This is a genomic window from Leptolyngbya sp. ST-U4 (assembly GCF_039962215.1).
Lineage (GTDB): Bacteria > Cyanobacteriota > Cyanobacteriia > Elainellales > Elainellaceae > Leptolyngbya_A.
This window is the reverse complement of sequence record NZ_JAMPKZ010000006.1, coordinates 56,634-74,557: the sequence shown is the minus strand read 5'-3', so window position 1 is coordinate 74,557 and position 17,924 is coordinate 56,634. Positions and strand designations below refer to the sequence as shown.

At 51.5% G+C, this 17,924-nt stretch carries 16 protein-coding genes; 7 read left to right on the top strand and 9 right to left on the bottom strand.

Going from position 1 to position 17,924, the window contains the following annotated elements; genetic code table 11:
- The first annotated feature begins 72 nt into the window (after window positions 1-72).
- Window positions 73-1,416: a HEAT repeat domain-containing protein gene (locus tag NDA02_RS11995; protein WP_348247767.1), complete on the top strand. Its 1,344-nt coding sequence runs from the start codon at window positions 73-75 to the stop codon at window positions 1,414-1,416.
- Between the two features lie 12 nt (window positions 1,417-1,428).
- Here the strand turns inward: NDA02_RS11995 and truB are convergent, their stop codons facing one another.
- The 3 genes from truB to NDA02_RS11980 all read right to left on the bottom strand — a co-directional run bounded on the left by truB (window position 1,429) and on the right by NDA02_RS11980 (window position 4,728).
- The gene (gene truB / locus NDA02_RS11990; RefSeq protein ID WP_348247768.1) at window positions 1,429-2,358 is read right to left on the bottom strand and encodes a tRNA pseudouridine(55) synthase TruB; all 930 of its coding nucleotides are present in this window, start codon (window positions 2,356-2,358) and stop codon (window positions 1,429-1,431) included.
- A gap of 298 nt (window positions 2,359-2,656) precedes the next feature.
- Window positions 2,657-3,646, bottom strand: a complete 990-nt coding sequence (locus NDA02_RS11985) for a heme o synthase (protein WP_190791899.1) — start codon at window positions 3,644-3,646, stop codon at window positions 2,657-2,659.
- Window positions 3,647-3,726: 80 nt separating this feature from the next.
- Window positions 3,727-4,728 (bottom strand): heme A synthase, encoded by a 1,002-nt coding sequence (locus NDA02_RS11980; RefSeq protein WP_242067325.1) that lies wholly within the window; start codon window positions 4,726-4,728, stop codon window positions 3,727-3,729.
- 1,224 nt (window positions 4,729-5,952) lie between these two features.
- On the opposite strand from NDA02_RS11980, the gene NDA02_RS11975 reads away from it, so the two are divergent.
- The 5 genes from NDA02_RS11975 (at window position 5,953) to NDA02_RS11955 (ending at window position 10,843) form a co-directional block, all read left to right on the top strand.
- Complete coding sequence (locus NDA02_RS11975) at window positions 5,953-6,942, top strand: cytochrome c oxidase subunit II (protein ID WP_347277871.1); 990 nt, start codon at window positions 5,953-5,955, stop codon at window positions 6,940-6,942.
- Between the two features lie 46 nt (window positions 6,943-6,988).
- The gene (gene ctaD, locus NDA02_RS11970) at window positions 6,989-8,689 is read left to right on the top strand and encodes a cytochrome c oxidase subunit I (protein WP_190791898.1); all 1,701 of its coding nucleotides are present in this window, start codon (window positions 6,989-6,991) and stop codon (window positions 8,687-8,689) included.
- A gap of 27 nt (window positions 8,690-8,716) precedes the next feature.
- Window positions 8,717-9,340 (top strand): heme-copper oxidase subunit III, encoded by a 624-nt coding sequence (locus tag NDA02_RS11965; RefSeq protein WP_190791897.1) that lies wholly within the window; start codon window positions 8,717-8,719, stop codon window positions 9,338-9,340.
- A gap of 253 nt (window positions 9,341-9,593) precedes the next feature.
- A complete protein-coding gene (locus tag NDA02_RS11960; protein ID WP_190791896.1) occupies window positions 9,594-10,421 on the top strand; it encodes a tetratricopeptide repeat protein in 828 nt (275 codons plus the stop codon).
- Window positions 10,422-10,561: 140 nt separating this feature from the next.
- Window positions 10,562-10,843 carry a hypothetical protein gene (locus tag NDA02_RS11955; RefSeq protein WP_190791895.1) on the top strand — a complete coding sequence of 94 codons (282 nt, stop codon included), beginning with the start codon at window positions 10,562-10,564 and terminating at the stop codon, window positions 10,841-10,843.
- 217 nt (window positions 10,844-11,060) lie between these two features.
- Here the strand turns inward: NDA02_RS11955 and NDA02_RS11950 are convergent, their stop codons facing one another.
- Entirely contained in the window at window positions 11,061-11,489 is a 429-nt protein-coding gene (locus NDA02_RS11950; protein ID WP_348247771.1) for a photosystem I reaction center subunit II PsaD, read from the bottom strand.
- Between the two features lie 152 nt (window positions 11,490-11,641).
- Complete coding sequence (locus tag NDA02_RS11945) at window positions 11,642-13,282, bottom strand: hypothetical protein (protein WP_190790897.1); 1,641 nt, start codon at window positions 13,280-13,282, stop codon at window positions 11,642-11,644.
- A gap of 441 nt (window positions 13,283-13,723) precedes the next feature.
- On the opposite strand from NDA02_RS11945, the gene NDA02_RS11940 reads away from it, so the two are divergent.
- The gene (locus NDA02_RS11940) at window positions 13,724-14,077 is read left to right on the top strand and encodes an iron-sulfur cluster assembly accessory protein (protein ID WP_190790898.1); all 354 of its coding nucleotides are present in this window, start codon (window positions 13,724-13,726) and stop codon (window positions 14,075-14,077) included.
- A gap of 115 nt (window positions 14,078-14,192) precedes the next feature.
- Here NDA02_RS11940 and NDA02_RS11935 read toward each other — a convergent pair whose 3' ends face one another.
- The 4 genes from NDA02_RS11935 to NDA02_RS11920 all read right to left on the bottom strand — a co-directional run bounded on the left by NDA02_RS11935 (window position 14,193) and on the right by NDA02_RS11920 (window position 17,891).
- Window positions 14,193-15,722 carry a 2-succinylbenzoate--CoA ligase gene (locus NDA02_RS11935; protein ID WP_348255024.1) on the bottom strand — a complete coding sequence of 510 codons (1,530 nt, stop codon included), beginning with the start codon at window positions 15,720-15,722 and terminating at the stop codon, window positions 14,193-14,195.
- The gene (gene menC, locus NDA02_RS11930) at window positions 15,719-16,852 is read right to left on the bottom strand and encodes an o-succinylbenzoate synthase (protein WP_190790900.1); all 1,134 of its coding nucleotides are present in this window, start codon (window positions 16,850-16,852) and stop codon (window positions 15,719-15,721) included. The genes NDA02_RS11935 and menC overlap by 4 nt, the downstream gene beginning before the upstream one ends.
- A gap of 23 nt (window positions 16,853-16,875) precedes the next feature.
- Window positions 16,876-17,529, bottom strand: a complete 654-nt coding sequence (locus NDA02_RS11925) for a DUF3318 domain-containing protein (protein WP_190790901.1) — start codon at window positions 17,527-17,529, stop codon at window positions 16,876-16,878.
- 113 nt (window positions 17,530-17,642) lie between these two features.
- Window positions 17,643-17,891, bottom strand: a complete 249-nt coding sequence (locus tag NDA02_RS11920) for a hypothetical protein (protein ID WP_206755045.1) — start codon at window positions 17,889-17,891, stop codon at window positions 17,643-17,645.
- Between the last annotated feature and the right edge of the window lie 33 nt (window positions 17,892-17,924).

The window sequence follows — 17,924 nt, the reverse complement described above, 5'->3', positions numbered from 1 at the left end:
TTTGCCCTGCCCTGCTTTGCCCTGCCTTAGAAGTCCACCCGATCGCCGACCTGCACTTTTACTGTTTCCGCTATGCCTTATCTTTCCGAATTCATTAACGAACCTTTTTCTGAATCTGATAATTGCAGCAATTCCGTTAGCTCTGTTCTGCATTGTGCCCTGATCGCGCTAGAGACAGGTGACTTCTACACCCGCTGGGAAGCTGCAAAGACAATCTCTGCCTGCGGCATTGAGGCGACGCAAAGCGGTTCCCCCGAAGAAGTAATTAATCCACTACTTAACCTGCTGCAAGAAGATTCTGAGGAAGAAGTGAGTTGGTACATCGCCCGAATTTTGGGCACGTTTGGCCATCCGCTTGCCGTGCAAGGCTTGACGCATTTGCTCCAGACTTCCTGCAGTGTAGATGTGGCAGGCATGGCAGCAACCGCGCTGGCAAACTGTGGTGCAGCCGCGATTCCTTCGCTGACCGATTTGCTGCATCAGCCTGAAATGAAGCTTCTGGCAATCCGGGCACTGGCACAGATTGAACATCCTGAAGTTGTACCCATTTTGTTGCCGCTTACATTAGACTCGCTGCCTGCGGTGAGATCGGCGGCGATCGATGCCCTAAGCCGTTTTTCGAGTTCCGCAATTCAAGACGCTCTGTTTGCTGCGCTACAGGATTTCGATAGTTCTGTCAGACGATCAGCCGTTGGCGCGTTGGGATTTCAGGCGCAGGTTCTGACTGGGGAAAACAATGCATTAATGGATGCAGTCATTCATGCCCTGAAGCCGCTGCTGTGGGATTTAGATCTGGAAGTCTGCTGTCAAACGGCTTTGACGCTAGGACGAATTGGTACAGCCGACGCAGTCTCGGAGCTCGGTAAAGTTCTGCAATCCAGTAACACTCCTGCTTCGTTACAGCAGGCAATCATTCGAGCGATCGGCTGGATTGGGACACCAGAGGCAATGGCTTGTCTACAGCAGGCACTCTTCAATTCCGCAATTCTGAACGATGAAAGCCAGATTGAAATCGTTACCGTGTTAGGACGGCTCAAGCAAGTAGAACTTTGCCCAACTGCTGTACAAAACCTGCTCGATTTGTTGCATACTCAGCACCCTATCAGCCAGACCAGCAAAGGCAAACAGACGATCGCCCACAGCCTGGGACAGCTTGCAGCAATTTCAGAAAGTAACATTTCAGCGAATCAACACTCGAATCAAAAGCAATCTAGTGAGGTGATCACTGCGCTGATCCGACTGCTAGAAGATTCAGATGCAGGCGTACAACTCCATGTGATTGCTGCGCTCAAAGCTTTTGACCAGGATGCAGTAAATTTTGAGCTGGTCAGATTCTCGCAGGATACAGCAATTTCTGCAAACCTGCGTAAAGGGATTGGGATTGCTCTAGCAGAACGAAAGCGATCGATTGAATGATTAAAGTCATGATTATCGCGTAGATATATCCCAAACGAGCTTTGGCTGCAAAAGGCGATGATCCTGTACAGCGTTTGGCTGGGCATTGGCTTCAGTCAGCACCTGACCGATGCCCAAAAATTGTCCTGACTGATTCTGTACTTGAAAATAAGAAGATTCTTGCTCAATCTGGATTTGCTCCAGAGACAGCCGCTTTCCCTGCGACCAGGCTAACGTTTGGTCAGAATTAAGAACCGCGATCGGCATTTGACCCAGAGCGATCGATGGCGGCATGAGAGATAAGGCATTTGCTTCCATTTGAGCCGCAACCGCTTCTAGCGAAAGGCTGTCCTGCAAAAAAAAATCGCTGCTGCGCGTTCTTAGCAATTTTGCCAGCGTTCCCCCGGTTCCCAAAACATCACCTAAATCTCGCGCAATCGATCGAATATACGTTCCCGTGCCGCAGTCGATCGCCAGATCTAATTCGGGATACTCGCCCGGTCGCCAATCAAGAATTTCGAGCCGATCGATTTGCACTGTTCGCACTGGAGCCTCAACGGTCTCGCCCGATCGCGCCAGCTCATAAAGCCGTTTACCCCCAACCTGAATCGCGCTATAGCTGGGCGGAATTTGGGCGATCGTGCCCTGAAATTTGGGCAGAGCTGCCTTTACCTGATCCTGCGTGAGTCCAGAGGCATCAAACTGGGATAGAACTTCCCCTTCCAGATCATCGGTTGTGGTTCGCAGCCCAAACCGAACTGTAGCTCGATAGGATTTTTGGTGGCTGAGATATTGCAGCAGGCGAGTCGCTTTTCCTACGGCGATCGGCAATACGCCTGTCGCTGCGGGATCGAGCGTGCCCCCATGACCAACCTTTTTGGTTCGCAGCAGTTTCCGTAGACGAGCAACGCAGTCGTGAGAAGTGAGTCCGGCAGGTTTGTTGAGGTTGAGGAAGCCGTGCATGGGGAGGGGGCGAATAAGGGCGGTGGAGAGGAGGAGAGGAGGAGAGGGGGATAAGGAAGCTGATATAGTTTACTGTTTGCGAGAGGCGATCGGCTGATCCCCTGATTTGGGGATTGGACAAGGACAGCACAACAAAGAAACAAAAAACCAGAAAAAAGACAAGAAAAAGGTGGGGTGTCCCACCTCTGTTTGTTCGATCGTGTCAAGCAAACCTGTTATTTCAGCCGATTGTTCAAGCTTGCAGGTACTTCTGCGCTCTGCAATTCCAAATTGCGACTTTACAAATGGCGAATGAGTATTACAGGCTCAGGTGAATGGGCAGGCTGCTAATTACCGTGTTCAGGTTTTCGGCGATCGTGCTGGTGATTTCCTGGGTAATAGGCAGACTATCGATCGCCATGCCTGCGGAGAGCAGCATCAGATAAAGAATGGAGTATTTGAACAGCGATCGGGCGGCTTGCTGATCCATCGGGTCTTTGAGTACTTCCCAGGCTTTAGCAAGAAAGAGTCCGCCGAGGGCGAGGGCGACGATCGCGTAGAAGGTTCCCATGACGTGCAGGGGGTAGACTAGCAGCAGCGTGACCGGCAACATCAGCAGCGTGTAGAGCCAGATTTGTTTTGCGGTTGCTTCGCGTCCGGCGACGACGGGCAACATCGGAACGCCGACTTTGGCATAGTCTTTCTCGATCATCATTGCCAGTGCCCAGAAGTGGGGCGGAGTCCAGAAAAAGACGATCGCAAAAAAGACCCAGGCTGCCCAGCTCAAATCACCTGTGACGGCTGCCCAGCCCACCAGAGGCGGAATCGCACCTGCCGCCCCGCCAATCACAATATTCTGGGTGCTATGTCGCTTTAACCAGTGGGTGTAGACCAGGACGTAGGTGACAATCCCGGACATCGCTAGGCAGGCACTCAGCAGATTGGCAAACACCGTCAGCAGCGTAAAGGAAGTGACGGCTAAACCGATCGCAAACAGCAGCGCGTGGAGCGGCTGAATTCGACCCGATGGCAGGGGACGATGGCGCGTCCGTTCCATTTCGTAGTCGATATCGCGATCGTATAAACAGTTGATCGTATTGGCGGAAGCGGCTGCCAGTGTGCCGCCTAGCAGAGTCACCAACAGCAGGAAGGGATCAACTTTGCCTTCTGCCGCAATCCACATACTGCCTGCGGTGGTGATTAACAGGAGAACAATAATCCGAGGTTTGGTCAGTTGCCAGTAACTCTGCATCACCTGCCAGAGGTTTTGGTGGTGTCTATGAGTTTCTGTCCAGGTGGTCTGTTGCATTACTTTTGAACCTGTATCGAAAAAGGAATGAAGGATCGGGGTGGAGGGGTGAGGAGATGAGGAGGTAAAGGGATAAAGGGTTAGGCAGGCTGGATGAAGTCGTTTTGCAGTGGAGTTGGAACTGGCTTTCGATCGCGGAGTCCCAGCACAGTAAAGCAAACCAGTGATCCGAGCAGCGAGGCTCCGACCATTTGGTGGGCGATCGTCAGCAGTTCGACCTGGAGGTGCAGTCGGAAGGTGGCAAAGCCAAGGGTCAATTGCAGCAGCAGCAGTAGTCCGACCAGGTTAGAAATTTGCCGGAGCGACCCGCTGAGGGCAGGCGTGCGCCATGCAGCAATCACAACTGCCAGCGTTATTAACGTAGCGGGAATAATGCCAAGCAGATGAATATTCATGACGCTACAAAGCTGGGTCACCACAAGACACTGGTGCAGTGCCCAGCGCGAACCCACCAGCGCACCCGAAATACTCTGGAGATAAATCAGAACGGCTGCCGTCAGACTGAGCCAGGGTAGCTTACCGACCGTTCCCGTGGGCTGATGGGGCAAAAGCAGTGTTCCCATCACCAGCAGCGTCATAAAGAAGGCGAGTGCCGTTCCCAGGTGGGCAGTCACAATATCAAACCGCAGCATCTCTGTTACGGTCAGTCCACCCAGTACGCCCTGAAACAGAATCAGACCTAGCGCGAGGGTGGCAACCCAGGGAGTCCAGCCGGGTAATGCCTGACGCTTCCACCAGGAGTAGCCGACCAGGACGATCGCCAATAGCCCAATCAGCGCAGCATCCAGGCGATGAATCCACTCCAGGAACACCTGAAGATTCATTTGCTGAGCCGGAAACAGCGTGCCGTAGCACAGGGGCCAATCGGGACAGGCCAGTCCGGCATTCATCACGCGGGTCGCGCTGCCGATCGCCATCAGGACTAGCGTTGCGATCGCCATTTTCCAGACCAGGCGGCGGACTCGGTCCTGGGGCGTGAAACGCGGTTGAGCCGTGGGTTTTTCGGTTGGGGGTTCAGGGACTTCTGAATGAATCGGGATGAGCATATCTGATTTCAGTTCTGGGTGGAGGGAATCAGGCATTTGCCATATCTCCTCTTCGCATTAAAACCATTAAGCTTAAGGAGAGAAATAAGACTAAATGCAGATTTTGCAGCATGATCTGCCAAAAGATAGATCGCCACCAAGCCATAAGAGAGAAGCTTGATGCTGACCAATATGTAATGTTGTGAAATTAAATTCTTGAACCTTACCCTTATATCAGTTTTTCGATTCGTCAGCGACGACGGCTGCAAACGGTGAAATCCGCTTTAGGCTGCTGTAGTCTCTACTGTAGATAGACAAATCTTGAAAGAGCAAATGCTTCGGAATTTCTTTTGATTCTTGAGATGAAAAATTTAACACAAATGCTTAAGGAACGATCGCTTCTCACTCTTCCAGGCTTGGCAACGAAGATTGCTCTGGATTATTCTGTCAATGAATTACTTCGACGGCAGAACAATTTTAGCGAGGAAATTATCTGAATGATCGTTTGGGGTCAGGCGAATGGAATACCAATCAAAAAACTTGGTCTATAGAATGATGGGTGCTATTGCTAGCCATACGACCGAGACGAAAATGCACAAGTAATGCAGAAACTTTGACTCGAATTTCTACTAGTGATGTTTCCACCAATGATGTTAGAGTGCGGTAGTGATGCGGGATCAGGGTAGAGTCTACTCTTTCCCTTGTCTCTAACTTTCTCCATTCTAGCGATTCAAACTTGATTTATCTGGATTTAGATTTAGATTCAGACCTGGATTGAGAACCGATTTTGAAAGGTTTCCTTGGCGATCGACTTCAGGCACAGATTCAGCAAACATGATCCCAAAGAAAACATTAAGAGTTAATGCAACTGGTTCGGTTATTACGGTTCGGTCGAGTGCCTATTGGATCTGTAATTTCTTTAGCAACTTATTAGTTTTTGAGTTGGTTAAAAGAAGAATCTTTCGCTAACGTGGGAGTTGGGCTATGTTTCAGCGTTTTAACCAGTTAATCTTGCTAAGCGTCACATTGAATCTTGCCGTCGCAACATAAGAATTCCTCACATCAGAGTTCTCGACATCCCGATTTGAGATCCAAAGGCTCGGCTCCATTTCCTGATTTGAAGCGTTGAACATCTTTCTCCAACCATCATAGTCATTCCTAAAGTGGTCATTCCTGAAATGGTTATCCCGTAAATAGTTATTCCTGAAATGGTTATCCCGTAAATAAAGTGGTGATCCCGTTAATGACTATGTATCTGTTCTCCTACTCTCCTGACTCACCGTGAAAAACATTCCGAATAGTATCCTGACGATGCTGGCTGGCATTGCACTAACGCTGGTGAGCATCTGGTATGGACAAAATCATGGATTGCTCCCCGTTCAGGCTTCCGACGATGCCAGAGTAATCGACGGGCTATTCAACACAATGCTGGTTGTGGGAACCGGAATCTTCCTGCTGGTGGAAGGCACGATTATTATCAGTGCCATTCGCTTCCGTCGCCGTAAGGGAGACACCACCGATGGTCCACCGATCGCTGGAAACATCACTTTGGAAATTGTCTGGACGGCGATCCCGGTGTTTATCGTCCTGTTCCTCAGCGTTTACAGCTTTGATGTCTACCGCAATATGGGTGGCTTTGATCCCGACGCGATCGAGGGTACACCAGAAGTGCAGGTGGCAATGGCAGATACCGATATGGCAACGCCGATCGTCGATGGACAGCAAAGCCATAAGACCCATTCCATGCATCATCATTTAGCCCTTGGCGTTGGGGCAGACCCCTCTACAGAGGGCAAAGAGCCTGACCTGAGCGTTGATGTAATGGGGCTTCAGTACGCCTGGATCTTTACCTATCCAGAAAGCGGCGTGACTTCGGGAGAACTGCACATCCCCGTGAACTCTGACATTAAGCTGACGATTAAAGCGCAGGACGTGCTGCACGCCTTTTGGCTGCCTGAGTTTCGTCTGAAGCAGGACGCGATCCCCGGTCAACCTGCCGAGCTGCGATTCCAGCCCAGATTGGAGGGCGAATACCCGATCGTCTGCGCGGAACTCTGCGGACCTTACCACGGCGCAATGGGTGCGAAGCTCTACGTCGAAAGCCAGGAAGCGTTTGATCAGTGGCTTCAGTCCCAGGTGGTCGCTCAAAAAGAGGGCGATCAAACAGTGGCGAGTTTGACCGATCGCACGGATGCTGACCGGTTGGCTCCTGTCGCTGCCGAGCTTGGCGTCACTGCCGAAACCCTGAAGTCGCTTCAGCCTGCGGCTTAATGTTCTTTCCTTTTTCTTGTTGGTCTTTTTATTGGCAACCGAGCTTATGACAAACGCAGAAATGCCAATCACTGCAAATTCTCCAGCCGTTGAGCAACACGGGCACGGCAAGTCCGAGCGTCGCTTGCGGGACTACTTCAGTTTTAATACGGACCACAAAGTGATCGGGATTCAGTATCTCGTCACTTCGTTTATCTTCTATTTGATCGGCGGCGTGATGGCAGACATCATGCGAACCGAACTGGCAACGCCTGCTTCTGATCTGGTTCCGCCAGAGCTGTACAACAACCTGCTGACGCTGCACGGCACGATCATGATCTTTATGTGGATCATTCCTGCCGGAGCGGGGCTGGCAAACTACTTAATTCCGCTGATGATTGGGGCGCGAGACATGGCGTTTCCCAAGCTGAATGCCCTCGCTTTCTGGATGATTCCGATCGGCGGCATTCTGCTTGTGGGTAGTTTGCTGGTCGAGGCTCCGCAGGCAGGCTGGACATCCTATCCGCCCCTCAGTATCGTCAGCGGCAAAGTGGGTGAAGGCATCTGGATCTTTAGCTTGCTGATCCTGGGAACCTCCTCGATCCTGGGTGCGATTAACTTCCTGACGACCATCCTGAAGATGCGCGTCCCCAGCATGGGCTTAAACGATATGCCTGTGTTCTGCTGGTCAATGCTGGCAACGTCGGGCTTGGTTTTGCTTTCGACCCCCGTTCTGGCAGGTGCGCTGATTCTGCTGGCGTTTGATTTGCTGGTGGGCACGGCATTCTTCAATCCGCTGGGCGGCGGTGATCCGATCGTTTATCAGCACATGTTCTGGTTTTATTCCCATCCGGCGGTGTACATCATGATCCTGCCGCTGTTTGGAGCGATCTCAGAAATCATTCCGATTCACTCGCGCAAACCGCTGTTTGGCTATCGAGCCGTCGCGTATTCCAGTATGGCGATCGCTTTCCTGGGGCTAATGGTCTGGGCGCACCATATGTTTACCAGCGGCACTCCGGCATGGCTGCGCATGTTCTTTATGATCACGACGATGGTAATCGCTGTACCCACCGGGATCAAGATCTTTAGCTGGCTTGGCACCATGTGGGGCGGCAAAATTGCCCTCAATAGCGCGATGCTATTTGCGATGGGCTTTGTGGGGATGTTTGTGATCGGCGGCATCAGCGGCGTGATGGTCGCATCCGTTCCGTTTGATATCCACGTTCACGATACCTATTTCATCGTGGCGCACCTGCACTATGTGCTGTTTGGCGGCAGTGTGTTTGGCATCTTTGCGGCAGTCTATCACTGGTTCCCGAAGATGACCGGACGCATGATGAACGAAACGCTTGGGAGAATTCACTTTGCCCTGACGCTGATCGGCATGAACCTCACCTTTATGCCCATGCACAAGCTTGGCATGATGGGCATGAACCGCCGGATTGCCATGTACGATCCGCGCTTTACGTCGCTGAACCAAATGGCAACCGTGGGAGCTTACATTCTCGCCGTTTCCACCTTTCCCTTCTTGATCAATGCGATTTGGAGCTGGTGGAAAGGCAAACCCGCAGGCGATAACCCCTGGAATGCGCTGACGCTGGAATGGATGACGACTTCTCCTCCGGCGATCGAAAACTTCGAGGTGCTGCCCGTCCTGACGCATGGTCCTTATGACTACGGCGTTGACCCAGAAGTGGACAACCGCGAAAACGAGCCGCCACTTACGTCGCCTCAGCTTCAGCCTGACTCTTCGCCTCTGTCTTAACCCTAGACCCTAGCAACTGGAGACTCTATGCAAGGATCAATCGAAGGAACGGCTGTCGATCGGGTTGGACAGCACTACGACACCCCCAGCGCAGCCGCCCACGAAGAGCATCCCGACTTCCGCATTTTTGGGATCATCGTTTTTCTGGTTGCAGAAAGCATGATCTTCCTGGGGCTGTTTGTGGCCTATCTCACCTTCCGCGCGGTTTATCCGAATTGGCCCCCTGAAGGTACGCCGGAACGGGAACTGCTGCTGCCCGGAATTAACACCATTTTGCTGGTGTCGAGTAGTTTTGTAATTCACAACGCTGACACTGCCATCAAGCAAAACAACGTTGCTAAATTCCGCGCCTGGTTTGCAGCTACAGGGCTGATGGGCGTCATTTTCCTGATCGGTCAGCTCTACGAATATTTTCACCTGGAATTCGGGCTGAAAACAAACCTCTACGCCAGTACCTTTTATGTGCTAACAGGCTTCCACGGTCTGCACGTTTTGTTCGGGCTGGTGCTGATTCTGTCAGTATTGTGGCGATCGAGAAACCGCGCCCACTATTCCAGCGAACATCACTTTGGCATCGAAGCGGCTGAACTCTACTGGCACTTCGTTGACGTGGTGTGGGTGGTTCTCTTTGTCCTGCTTTATCTGCTTTAGAACCATTGCCTGATCATTTATTTGAGGAATGTTTAACATTCTGTATTGCCCCTTATTACCCCCTAAATCATTCATAAACGGGGGACTTTGAAACTCGAAGCAGGCACAGTCAGATGTAAAAACATTTGCAAAAATAAAGGGATGGAGGTTTATTCACATAACCTTCGCCCTTTTTTTTGATTCCTCCCCTTACTCCTTTTCAATTACCCGCCGCATCTCCCCATCCCCTCACTCCATTACCCCTCACCACACTATGGGCACTTCTCTCGACATCAATACCACCAATTTCGATACTGAAGTCGTTCAGGCGTCCTACGATTGCCCCGTTCTCATTGATTTCTACGCAACGTGGTGCGGTCCCTGTCAGATGCTGAAGCCAATGCTGGAAAAGCTGGCGCAGGAATATAATTTTGTGCTGGCAAAGGTAGACATTGATCAAAGCCCGGAGTTGGCGAATCAGTATCACGTTGAAGGTGTGCCGGATGTGCGAGTGGTGAACCAGGGAGAAGTGCATCCCGGATTTGTGGGAGTGTTACCTGAGCCGAAACTGCGTCAGTTGCTTGCAAACCTGAATTTGAAGTCTGAGCTGGATGCCGGACTCGACGCGATTCGCGTAGCAATGGCAGCAAGCGAAGTCGAAGAAGCGAAGGTATTATTTGCGCGGCTCATTGAGAAATATCCCAAGAACGGCAAGCTGGTGATTTCTGCCGCACGGTTCCTAATGGGTCAGGGCAAGCAAGAGTCTGCCGAAAAGCTGCTGAGCAATATTCAGGAAAACGAAAAGCCCTTTTATGCTCAGGCAAAGGCACTGCGAGATCTGGTGCAGCTTCAGCAGGAAGGTCAGGAAATGCCTGATACCGATCAAACCGATCGCGATCGCGCCTTTTTTACAGCAGTCAATCAGGCGTTGCAGGAAGACAACGAAGCCGCGCTGGAAGGTTTTTTGGCGATCGTGGCTCAGAGCCGCAAATATCGCAATGACGGGGCCAGAAAAGCGATGCTGCTGGTGTTTGAACTGATGGGCGACGAGCATCCCCTCACGCCGGTTTATCGCAAGAAACTGGTGCAGACGCTGTATTAATTCGACAGGATTCGCTTTGATAAGATTAGCTTTGACAGAATCCGCTTGACAGGAGCCGGCATTGCTGAATGGAAATCGGATTCTTGGATAGAAAGTTCTCTGCTAGGGTCGGTTTCTAAAACCCCCTTCAAAATTCATACATGGGATCAGCAACGTGCTGTGAGACGATCGCAGCAGAATTCAGACAAAACAATGCAAAAGGGATTTCCATCTACTGCGATATTCGAGATGTCTTTGCCTCGTATTTGAAGCAGCAGGAAAAGCCGTTTGAGTCGCTCTGGAACGAGGGATTCGTCGAAACCTGTTTGATTACTACGATCGAGAAATTCTGCTGCACATCAATCACATTCGATCGGGAAAGCTTAGACAATGGCAGCAAGATCTTGCTGCGAATCAAGCTGCACAGATTCAAGCAAAGGTAAACGAATGGTGTGTAAACCATCGCATTGATCCAGAAATTTTTCTATAGGATTGAAACTTTGGTAGCGTGGGGGAAGCGGTTTGAACAGTTGCGATCGTCACTTAAACTTCTAGCCGCTAATGCTGCAGAAAACTCGGCTTCCTATGGTTTCAAATTAGAAGAAACAAAAAAAGAGCAGACGAATCTGCTCCCAAATTTATCTTTCGGTGAATGCAACGCTACGAATCGTAGGTGTTTTTGCCCGTGAACTTGAGTGATGCAGCTTCAGGATTTTGACCGATACTGCGATCGTTCTTACCGAAGTAAGTCCGTCCCTGGTTCACCTTCTCAGGGAAGACTCCATCCGACGGGTGGAGATACTGGATCTCGCCGTTCGCATAGATTCGGTAGATTTTGAAGTTGTCCATCTTGGGCTTGAACTTGTTGCGGAACTGCGCACCGAGAGCGATACATTGCTCTTTCCGGGCAAAATACAGCAGGTTATCACCCTGCCGCATTACCGCAGCCCCACCAGTAGGCATTTCAAACACCTGTTCTTGCGGACTAGTCCAGGTGATGGCGTATCTTTCTTCTTCAAACGCAGCCGTGAGCAGTCCGCCCGTGCTGCCGCCGAAGATAGGAGTTTGTCCAGTAAGAGTTTCTGTCATGAACGTTTCTCTGAACATTTTTCACGCATCCTATCATTCGACCCTTTTCACATTCTCAATTTTGTATGGAACTGTAATAGTTCTTTAGAGAGAGTGGAACAGGCTGAGGGAGCGCGGTTGTCTCAGGTCATTTACTCTAAATCCGGAATCAGCTACTCTAAATACGGAATTAACTGAAGCTCCCCCAATCCCAAATCCTGTGCGGCGATGCAGCGCGTTTCAAACAGAGCCATCATGTCGTTGAACTGCGGGTTGCCGCTCGATGCACCCTTGAGTCCTCTAGCAATAATCAAGCCACAGTAGCCCTTCGTTTTCTTGCAGCGTTGATCCCACTTTTTGCGGGCCTGGATGTGAACTGAGTCATTTTCGTGAAACTCGCCAAACAGGTGGAGTTCGTCGTCCTGGGTTTGCAGCACGCCCAAATCGTATCGCTCTTCCGAAAAGGGGTCTTCGCCGGGGTTAAAGCAAATTGCCTTCAGTCCGCCTGCAGTTTTGATCGCTTCGATCAGTTCGGCGGCTTTGGGGCGAGAAGTTTGGATCAAGATCACGGGAAACCCATCAGCATCAGTCGGAAACTCTGCCCCAGCTTCCTGATAAAACTTAACGCTGCTCCGCAAGAGCTCCAGCACATCCCAGGACATCGCGCCTAGGCTGTAGAAGGATTCAGACGGCACTAGATGATTGTTTAGCAGCGGCGGCGCACCAAACGGAAAATCTTCGTCGGGAAATCCAGCGGCGATCGTCATTTCCGATAGTTCATCCGCGAGGTTGGGCAGCGTTGCTACCTTGACCGATATCTTTTGGTCGGGGTGCGTGGGATTCGGGATGCGATAGTTTCCTGAAACAGAAGGAAAGTCTTCCTGTTCTAAACGAGAGAGCGACTTTTGAAAGAATCGGTGCAGTGCCTTCAGCGCAACGAGAACGGTAATGGCTTCTTCTTCATGCAGAATGGGACGCATTCCTTCTAGCGGGTGCAGGTTGCCAAACGTAGGCGTGACGCCTGCCTGGGCATAAAACTCTGCTGCCGCAGGCGATTCTTCGTCCGGACGAAGGTTGCCGTCCTGCTCAAAGGTGACAAACAGACAATCCTGTTCCAGAAACGCTTCTTCCAAACCTTCGGGCGAGTCTCCGGCAGCCAGCACCCGCTGACGAAACTGCTTCAGTGAGTCGATCGATCGATACATCAGCAGCCCGTACTCCATGCCCAGCATGCCCAGAATCGAGACATAGAGAGTCCCGACATCTGCGCCTGTGATTTCAACCGAGATAATCTTTTCCTCGTCCAGCACTTCCCAGGGAGCATCCTGCCAGATATCAGCAGTTGCTTCGAGAATGGTGGCTTCGTGTTCCGGCGGAAGTTGAGGCGGCTGGGGCTTGACCGCAGACTGCAACCCCTCAAAAATCTCGTCAATGATTGGTAGTTCGGGCGCGTATTCGATCGTGATATCCAGCTCTTGCAGCACACCTCTGAGAAAAAACTGAATCTCTCGATCGCGCACCACAATTTTTTGAGGACGGGCAGGCAGGGCTGAACCTTGCGGATATTCCATTGCCTGAAGCAGCGTTCGCACGATCGCCTCGTGTCCGACCTCTCCGGAAACCATGTCCATTGCCCGCACCATCCCTTCTGTGCCGTCCACCCACAGAATGCAGTGATTTGCTTTGCGTCCTGGATTGTCAAGCGACGTGACCCCAAACTCTGGCAGCAATGACCGTCGATCGCCTTCCCACACGCTGGGAATCTGGCGCAATTGTTGCAACCGACGACGGGTAGAGCGATTCAGAGCAGTCATAGCCAAACTCACCACAAGACGGGACAGACAGATGCAGCATTGCCTACCGTTTTCTCGACAAGTGCTTCAACCAGCCTTTCGATTAGTTACGGAAGCAACGGATGGATTTCAGCCATTCTAGCGGGGTTTGCTCCCGGTAAACGGGAAGTTTGTGCTTCTAGAATGCTGCTTATCATTAGGATAATCGTTTGGCATTGGGGTTGAGTGAGGTTTCGTGGTTGAGTGCATGGGCTGCTAGCTTTAATCTATAAAAGTCAGGGGTCTTGGCGATCGCAAAGTATCGCAAAGCTGGGTGAATGGGCAGATGAGTGGATGGGTAGATGAGTGGATGAGTGAATGGATGAGTGGGGTTAGTTTGATGGGGATTGGAGGAGTTTGCTGAAGCAGCGATAGAATAGAGTAAGGAGTAGTAGACTGCAACAGCAAGGGAGTCTCAAACACATGACACAAGCAGCACCTCAACAGCGAGGAGGCATCCTAATGAGCGAATCCGCCCTCCGCCATGTCATGGCACTGCGAGACAGGCAGGGAAAAGATCTGTGCCTGCGGGTCGGTGTGCGGCAAGGTGGCTGTTCGGGAATGTCCTACACAATGGACTTTGAAGACCCCAACAACATCCGCGATAACGACGAAGTGTATGACTACGATGGGTTTAAGGTCGTTTGCGATCCTAAGAGTATGCTGTACCTCTACGGCTTGATGCTGGACTACAGCGATGCGCTGATTGGCGGCGGCTTCCAGTTCACCAATCCCAACGCTAATCAAACCTGTGGCTGCGGCAAGTCTTTCTCGTAGCACTCCTACAGAATATATCCTGTAGAATTCTGTCTGCAGTGAGCCTGGTTATCGATTCCTAGATTATCGGGTCACAAGTTATCGATTTCACAAATTATCGATTTAGCAGTTAGATTCATTCATCGTCTGTCGATCGCCCTCTATTTACTGCACCCGTTGCAGGATGAAGGGCGATTTGTTTTAGCTGCTCGTAATTGAGCTTGCCCTGCAAATTGCGCGGAATGCGATCGACAATAAGCCATTTTTTGGGCTGTTTATAGCGGCTGAGCTTGAGCTGAAGGGCTGCTTCGAGGGTCGAAATCGAGAAGTCTGGAACGAGGCCTGAAACAGGAACAATCAGCGCAGTCACGACTTCACCCCAGGCACGATGCGAAGCAGTTTCCCCTTCAAAAGAATCGGGTAGTCCAATCACGCAGACATCCTGCACTAAACCCGTTTGGCGAATCGCGGCTTCGACTTCTGCCGGAAAGACATTTTCGCCGCCTGTGATAATCTTCTGGCTGTTGCGTCCGATCAGGTGCAGATAGCCTGCTGAGTCAAAATAGCCCAGGTCATCGGTGACAAGCTGCTGGGTTTGCTCAAGCTGAGAGTTGGGCTGAGCAGGAAGATAGCCACGACAGAGGGAGGCGGCACGAATGGTGATAATTCCGCTTTGTCCGGGTTCGACTGGGTTTCCCTGCGGATCGCGCACCGTCACCTGAGCGTGGGGTAATACTTGACCGCATCCCGGTGCAAAGCAGCTCCCCCTTTGGGGTAATCGCCCCTGCAAAAACTCCTCTGGCTTCAGGGCAACAACCTGAGAAGCGGTTTCAGTCATGCCGTAGGTAAGGGCAATTCGCAGTTGATGCGATCGAGCCGTTTCCAGCAGATCTGGCCAGGCAGGCGCACCGCCCAGCATTATCATTTGAAATTGTGAGAGCCAGTCGAGGTTAGCGGGATTTTGCAGTAATCGCTGAAGCTGGGTGGGAACGAGGGAAATGAAAAACTCAGCAGGGTCAATGTGCTGAATTTGCTGTGCTAAGTCCTTGGAGGCAAACAGGGCAAACTTGCCACCCGAGCAGAACGATCGCATAAACTGCATCAATCCGCTCACATGAAACAGCGGCAGCACACAGCAAGAATTGACGCGCTCCGAAGTAGTGCTCTCTTTGGAGCAATCGATTTGAAAATAGGCTCGAAAGCCTGCTACGGAAGCCGTTAATGTTTCCCAGGTGTGCAGCGCGAAGCGAATCTGCCCCGATGATCCGCCTGTGGGAATGCCGATAATCCCAGGGGAAGAACTGCTTCCCATCGTGCCTGTTGGAAACTGCGGCTTCTGATGACTCACAAGCAACGGGGAATCATGCTGTCCAGAGATCCAAACGCAAGCAGGCTGAACCAGAGATAACACACTCTTCCACTCTGCCTCCGCCCACTGCGGGTTTCCCAGAAATACCGGACATTCTGCTGCCACGGCTGCAACAAATCCTGCCAGAAAATCGATCGGCTCAGGCTCTGCCAGCAACACCGTTGGATTCGCCTGATCAAGCTGCGTGAGCATCTGAAATCGCTGTTCTGCTCGATCGACTAACTCCGCTCCGTCCAAGCCGATCAACCGCTGCTGATTCGATTGCTGCTTCAGGGTTTCTAGCAGATCTAGCCTCATGAGCCGACCTCTGCCAAATCACGCCAGAGCAAATCCGCTTCCTGCTTTCCCCAGTCATCTGCAAACCACTGATCCACCCCAAATCCGATCGATCGCTTTGTGAGTTGGGTGGAAGGAATCAGAAAATCTTCGATGTAGCGTCGCCCGATCGTCGTTTCCAGGGCAGAAGACCAGATGACATCCGGCTGATACTCCTGGCAAAACTGGTGCAGCCGCGAGGGAGATCCAGCAATGGCAGGCTTGATCACAAAAATGCCCCGCCATCCCTGCCGATAGCAGTCCTGAAGCTGATCGATCGTCGCTACGGACTCATCCAGCCCAATCGGTGTGTGAAACTGCTGATTAAGCTGCTGCATTTGCTCAAATTGATCGGGCGAAAGCGGCTGTTCAATTAGCTCGATTTGCGGCGGGTTCTGGGAATGACAATCGCACCATTCCAACCAACGATAAGCCTCTGTTTCGCTCAATCCCCCGTTCGCATCAAGCCGCAATTTTGCTTGTTCAGGAAGAACTTTGAGCAGGCGATCGAGCTGAGCCATTTCGCGATCGATTGCCTGCACGCCAATTTTGCACTTAAACGTGAGTTCGGGTTCGCCAAATTCAGACAGGATTCTAGAAGAGTGCTTGCCCCGCAGGGATGCCCCCCTAGGCTGGAAGGAACCGAGCCGCTCATTTTGAATCTCAAAGTTTTCCAGCATTAAGGGATTGAGGGATCTGATGTAAGACTCCTCGCCCTGCTCCAATTTCGTCTCATCCGCAAGCACTGCCTCCGGCGACAACAGCACACTGCAAGGCAAATTCAATCGCGAGGCAGTATCGATCGCCCCACACCCCAGCGTTTCCAGAGCAGACTCCAGCCCAAACTGACAGGCAGGTAATTGATTCGGAATTTCAGCAATTTGCTCCTCGGTTATCTGTCCCTTCAACGACTGGCAAAACTCGATCGCTTGATCGATTGTCTCACTGCCAAACCAGGAAATCGGGGCAATTTCGCCCCAGCCCATTTGCTGATTATTATGCTGCAAACGCACGATAATTCCCTCACGCTCCGACCAACTGCCGTGGTGAGTTCGGAGCGGCTGACGAAACAATCGCCGATATCGCCGCCACTCAAAGGAATAAACAGCCACAGGAGAAACCGCCTACCTGAAGCTTAGTAACCGTCTGCCATTTCGGTGCGGCTACCCTTAGCCCGCTCTTTCGCTTTGGCGGCACTCTTTTTCAGTGCGTCGAGCCGCTGCTCATAGCGTTTCCGCTGCTTTTTCTTCGGCGTTTGCTCGATTAAAACTTTCAGTGCACTGCCTAAACTCTTGTAGGCATTAGGAAGCGTGTAGCCAAATCGGGTTGCCAGGGCGATCGCTTTTTCGTCTGCCTGGATTGCTTCTTGAAGCGTCTTTTCCCCATTGTTGCGAACGTAGAGCCGCCAGCCCGAAACACCGCACAGTGCCAATGCCAGTATCAGCAGCAAGCCATCTTGTACCCAGAGTTCGCCCACTGCACCGCCCAGACCGATCGCCAGAGCTGCCATCTCCCAGCCGTCACGGGGAATTGTATCGTTCTGAACGCGGGCAACCTCATGCCAGAACAGCAGATTGCGCTGATCCAGTGCCAACTGATCCCACTTTACCAGGTCGATTTGCACTTCGATCTGGTCTTTTCCAATTTCCTCACTGGTGATCAGTACCGGATTGACAGCCGTTGAAGCTTCAACCGTTACCCAGCTCTTCAGTTCCGGCGGCAGCAAGCTCTTGAGCCGTCTCAGTTCACTCAGATCCGATCGTGCGGTGGAAGTGGCGTAGGAGGTCATAGTTTAGCCCTGCAAACGATATCGAATAGGTCAGCGTTATTGCGTTCAGGTTATGGCTTTGTGAATCGCATTTTCAGAGAGTATAGCGGTCTTTTACTCCCTTGTTTTCTATATTAGCGATCGAGTGAAAGAAATCGATCGGACTCACCCAATACACGAAAGCTAGTCCTCCATTCGGGTGAGCGATCGTCCAAATTGCTTCTGCAAATGATCTGGAGCTGGGTGACGTTGAGCAACAGTTTGACCTGCAATAGGTCAGGAACCCGATTTTTTGGCGAATGGCAATAGCCTGCTGCAGCGAGCGAAGCGGTAGAGGCACAGTGGCTCGATCGAATCAAGGCGGATTTTTTGAGTCTGATCAAGTATCCACCGCATGAAGAGATTGTCAAAATGTT

Bases quoted from the DNA above. Each gene is read 5' to 3' on its own strand.
- NDA02_RS11935 (WP_348255024.1), bottom strand. From the start codon at position 15,722: ATGAGGCTAGATCTGCTAGAAACCCTGAAGCAGCAATCGAATCAGCAG.
- NDA02_RS11985 (WP_190791899.1), bottom strand. From the start codon at position 3,646: ATGCAACAGACCACCTGGACAGAAACTCATAGACACCACCAAAACCTC.
- NDA02_RS11995 (WP_348247767.1), top strand. From the start codon at position 73: ATGCCTTATCTTTCCGAATTCATTAACGAACCTTTTTCTGAATCTGAT.
- NDA02_RS11980 (WP_242067325.1), bottom strand. From the start codon at position 4,728: ATGCCTGATTCCCTCCACCCAGAACTGAAATCAGATATGCTCATCCCG.
- NDA02_RS11950 (WP_348247771.1), bottom strand. From the start codon at position 11,489: ATGACAGAAACTCTTACTGGACAAACTCCTATCTTCGGCGGCAGCACG.
- NDA02_RS11960 (WP_190791896.1), top strand. From the start codon at position 9,594: ATGGGCACTTCTCTCGACATCAATACCACCAATTTCGATACTGAAGTC.
- truB (WP_348247768.1), bottom strand. From the start codon at position 2,358: ATGCACGGCTTCCTCAACCTCAACAAACCTGCCGGACTCACTTCTCAC.
- ctaD (WP_190791898.1), top strand. From the start codon at position 6,989: ATGACAAACGCAGAAATGCCAATCACTGCAAATTCTCCAGCCGTTGAG.
- NDA02_RS11940 (WP_190790898.1), top strand. From the start codon at position 13,724: ATGACACAAGCAGCACCTCAACAGCGAGGAGGCATCCTAATGAGCGAA.
- NDA02_RS11945 (WP_190790897.1), bottom strand. From the start codon at position 13,282: ATGACTGCTCTGAATCGCTCTACCCGTCGTCGGTTGCAACAATTGCGC.
- NDA02_RS11955 (WP_190791895.1), top strand. From the start codon at position 10,562: ATGGGATCAGCAACGTGCTGTGAGACGATCGCAGCAGAATTCAGACAA.
- NDA02_RS11965 (WP_190791897.1), top strand. From the start codon at position 8,717: ATGCAAGGATCAATCGAAGGAACGGCTGTCGATCGGGTTGGACAGCAC.
- NDA02_RS11925 (WP_190790901.1), bottom strand. From the start codon at position 17,529: ATGACCTCCTACGCCACTTCCACCGCACGATCGGATCTGAGTGAACTG.